The sequence below is a fragment of the Vibrio sp. 2134-1 genome, from assembly GCF_033339495.1.
In genome coordinates, this window is sequence record NZ_JAWOUS010000520.1 from 1 (window position 1) to 657 (window position 657).

The window sequence follows — 657 nt, forward strand, 5'->3', positions numbered from 1 at the left end:
ACTCAGGCCCATCTAAACTTAATCCAACCAAGAAGTTATTTTCTCGAAAGAATCGGCACCAATCACTGTTTAATTTAGAGCCATTGGTTTGAATTGTGTTCTTTATTAATTTTCCGTTAGCGTATTGCTTTTGAAACTCAACAGCCTTTTCAAAAAAATCAATGCCTATCAATGTAGGTTCTCCACCGTGCCATGCGAACTCGACAATAGGCGTATCTTGGCTAGAAATATAATTTTTAATATAAGTCTCTAGCGTTTCTATATTCATTGATTTTTTAGATTTTAAGAGCAGGTCCTTCTCTAAATAAAAACAATATTGACAATCATAGTTGCATTTTGAGCCAACAACTTTCACTGTAGTATGTAAACCAGCCATAAGGGATTCTTCTACTCCAACCAAGATGGAACTAGTTTAATTAATATGTTCTTGTCCACAATTGATAATAGTGATACTTGATACTTATCAAAATTGATATTATGTTTTTAGGGAGTGTTGTGAGAGAGTTTAGACATGATATTTAACTATAACTTACTGAAACCGTTGGCGTTGCTGTTGGAAACAAAAAGTATCACAGCAACAGCAAACCAAATGTCGACAAGTGCTTCTGCGGTGAGCCGAACTCTAAGAAGCTTAAGGGAAATATTTCAGGATGAATT

2 protein-coding genes are annotated in these 657 nt (G+C 34.7%); one reads left to right on the forward strand and one right to left on the reverse strand.

Features of this window, described 5'->3' with window-relative positions:
- The coding region (locus tag R7R78_RS26985; RefSeq protein WP_225474717.1) for a radical SAM protein at nucleotides 1-376 on the reverse strand (376 nt) is incomplete at its 3' end.
- Nucleotides 377-511: 135 nt separating this feature from the next.
- Here R7R78_RS26985 and R7R78_RS26990 point away from each other — a divergent pair.
- Nucleotides 512-657, forward strand: a 146-nt coding sequence (locus tag R7R78_RS26990) for a LysR family transcriptional regulator (RefSeq protein ID WP_225474718.1), incomplete at its 3' end; no start/stop codon positions are given.